The sequence below is a fragment of the Mycobacterium sp. TH-M15 genome, assembly GCF_057473705.1.
The window spans coordinates 1-3,007 of sequence record NZ_JBYCLB010000609.1; the positions used below are offsets into that span (position 1 = coordinate 1).

3 protein-coding genes are annotated in these 3,007 nt (G+C 73.1%); 2 read left to right on the top strand and 1 reads right to left on the bottom strand.

Annotated elements, in window-relative coordinates; translation table 11 throughout:
- Nucleotides 1–116 precede the first annotated feature (116 nt).
- Complete coding sequence (cofC, locus tag AC2VNT_RS14890) at nt 117–755, bottom strand: 2-phospho-L-lactate guanylyltransferase (protein WP_486947590.1); 639 nt, start codon at nt 753–755, stop codon at nt 117–119.
- Nucleotides 756–869: 114 nt separating this feature from the next.
- Here cofC and AC2VNT_RS14895 point away from each other — a divergent pair, with 114 nt between their 5' ends.
- Nucleotides 870–1,859: an NAD(P)H-dependent glycerol-3-phosphate dehydrogenase gene (locus AC2VNT_RS14895; protein ID WP_486947592.1), complete on the top strand. Its 990-nt coding sequence runs from the start codon at nt 870–872 to the stop codon at nt 1,857–1,859.
- 29 nt (nt 1,860–1,888) lie between these two features.
- Nucleotides 1,889–3,007, top strand: a 1,119-nt coding sequence (locus AC2VNT_RS14900; RefSeq protein WP_486947591.1) for a D-alanine--D-alanine ligase family protein, incomplete at its 3' end; no start/stop codon positions are given.

The following is a 3,007-nucleotide window of genomic DNA, read 5'->3' on the forward strand; positions in this document are numbered from 1 at the left end:
CTGCCGGCGATCTGGGTGGTGGGGTCGGCGGCTTCGGTTTCGGTCACAACAGAAATCATTACTCATCGGCTGCGGTGCTGCCAGTAGTCGTAGCCGACACCGCCGCCGACCCGGCACTAGCGCCGGGCCGCGGCCCGGGCGGTGGCCGGGCCCAGCCCCAGCTGTCGCGCCGCGGCCAGATCCGCCGGGGTGTCGACGTCGCAGCGTAGGCCCGGCCAGGCGCCGGTGAGCTCGATCGCTCCCGAATGCCGGTGCCGTGCCGACGAATCCCGGCCGAACTGCGGGTTCAAGGCGGTGCCGAACGCGAACAGCGCGGCGGTCCCGCTGCCGTGCCGGTCGGCGACGTAGCTGCGCCGGTGGCAGCGGGCCGCCGAGATCGCCTCGGCCAGCTCCGCTGACTGCAGGGCCGGCAAGTCCCCTTGCAGCGCAACGATATTGCCGACGGACCCGGCGATCGTCTGCTCGGCGGCGACCAGCGCGTTGTTCAACGGGTCCCGGTGCCGGTCCGGGGTCGGGTCGCGGACCACATCGGCGCCGAGCTCTTCGGCGGTGGCCGCCGCCGCGTCGTCCGGGGTGACGACGACGATGCGCTGCAGCGACTCGACCGTCGAGGCGGCGGTGATGGTGTCGGCCAGCATCGCCAGCACCACGGCTTCCCGGGTGTTCGCCGGGAAGGCCGGTGCCAGCCTGGTCTTGGCGACGCCGAGCTGTTTGACCGCGATCAGCAGGCCGACGTCACCGGGCGTGGGGATCATGGCATCTCATCCTGCCAGCGGGTGCGCCACCGGCCGGCTCGGCCGCCCGGCCAGGCTAGGGTAACGCCGAAGGAGGTGATCGCGGTGGCCAGCGCCGAAGACATCGTCGCGGTGATGGGGGCTGGCGCGTGGGGAACCGCGACGGCAAAGGTCCTGGCCGACGCCGGCAGCCGGGTCCGGCTGTGGACCCGCCGCGCCGACATCGCCGAGCAGATCAACCAGACCCGGCAAAACCCGGAGTATCTGCCGGGTGTCGCCCTGCCGGACGGGGTGCGGGCCACCGCCGACCCGGCCGAAGCGCTGGACGGGCTGACCACGGTGCTGCTGGCGGTGCCGGCCCAGGCGATGCGGGAGAACCTCACCGGGTGGACGCCGTTGCTGACCGACGGCGCCACCCTGGTGAGCCTGGCCAAGGGTATCGAGCTGGAGACCCTGATGCGGATGAGCCAGGTCATCGCGGCGGTGACCGGGGTGGACCCCGGGCAGGTCGCCGTGGTGTCCGGGCCGAACCTGGCCGCCGAGGTCGCCGCCGGCCAGCCGGCCGCCACCGTCGTCGCCTGCCCCGACTCCGGCCGGGCGGTGGCGCTGCAGCGGATGCTCAACACCGGCTACTTCCGGCCGTACACCAACGCCGACGTGATCGGCACCGAGATCGGCGGCGCCTGCAAGAACGTCATCGCCCTGGCCTGCGGGATGGCCGCCGGCGTCGGGCTGGGTGAGAACACCGCCGCGGCGATCATCACCCGGGGCCTGGCCGAGATCATGCGGCTGGGGGTCGCGCTGGGCGCCAAGAGCACCACCCTGGCCGGTCTGGCCGGGGTGGGGGACCTGGTGGCCACCTGCAGCTCACCGCAGTCGCGCAATCGGTCGTTCGGTGAACGGCTCGGCCGCGGCGGGACGATGACCCCGGAGCCGGGGGTGCTGGGCAGCGGGGAGAGCCACGTGGTCGAAGGCGTGACGTCGTGTCGGTCGGTGCTGGCGCTGGCGTCGAGTTACGACGTCGAGATGCCGCTCACCGACGCGGTGCACCGGGTCTGCCACCGCGGACTGTCGGTCACCGAGGCGGTGGCGCTGCTGCTGGGCCGGCGCACCAAACCCGAGTGAGTCGGGCGACCCGGTAGCCTCTCTAGGTTGTGAGTGCCGCCGACCGGATCCGGGTGGCCGTCGTCTTCGGCGGTCGCAGCAGCGAACACGCCATCTCGTGCGTCTCGGCGGGCAGCATCATCCGCAACCTGGACCCGGATCGCTTCGAGGTGGTCGCGGTCGGCATCACCCCGCAGGGCTCCTGGGTGCTCACCGACGGCGACCCGGACGCGCTGGCGATCACCGGCCGGCAGCTGCCCGCGGTGACCAGTGCGTCGGGGGCGGAGCTCACGCTCACCGCCGACCCGCAGCGCGCCGGCCAGCTGGTGGCGCTGCCCGCCTCGTCGGGGACGCCGGGCGCCGGGCGGCTGCTGGCCGCCGTCGACGTGGTCTTCCCGGTGCTGCACGGCCCGTACGGGGAGGACGGCACCGTCCAGGGGCTGATGGAGCTGGCCGGGGTGCCCTACGTCGGCGCCGGGGTGCTGGCCAGCGCGGCGGCGATGGACAAGGAGTTCACCAAGAAGCTGCTGGCCGCCGAGGGGCTGCCGATCGGCGGGTACACGGTGCTGCGACCGGGTGAGGCGACGCTCGGCCTCGACCAGCGTGAGCGGCTGGGGCTGCCGGTGTACGTCAAGCCGGCCCGTGGCGGGTCGTCGATCGGGGTCAGCCGGGTGGCGACCTGGGACGAGCTGCTGCCGGCGATCGCCGCGGCGCGCCGGTACGACCCGAAGGTGATCGTCGAGGCCGCGGTGGCCGGTCGCGAACTGGAGTGCGGTGTGCTGGAGTTCCCGGACGGCACGGTGCGGGCCAGCACGGTGGGCGAGATCCGGGTGGCCGGGGTGCGCGGCCGGGAGGACTCGTTCTACGACTTCGCCACCAAGTACCTCGACGACGCGGCCGAACTCGATGTGCCGGCCAAGATCGACGAGGACGTGGCCGGCGCCATCCGGCAGCTGGCGGTCCGCGCGTTCACCGCGCTGGGCGGCCAGGGCCTGGCCCGGGTGGACTTCTTCCTCACCGACGACGGGCCGGTGGTCAACGAGATCAACACCATGCCCGGATTCACCACCATCTCGATGTACCCGCAGATGTGGGCGGCCAGCGGGATGGACTACCCGACGCTGCTGGCCACCATGATCGAGACCGCGCTGGCCCGCGGCACCGGGCTG

Coding starts and splice junctions, on each gene's coding strand:
- cofC (WP_486947590.1), bottom strand. CDS start 755: ATGATCCCCACGCCCGGTGACGTCGGCCTGCTGATCGCGGTCAAACAG.
- AC2VNT_RS14895 (WP_486947592.1), top strand. CDS start 870: ATGGGGGCTGGCGCGTGGGGAACCGCGACGGCAAAGGTCCTGGCCGAC.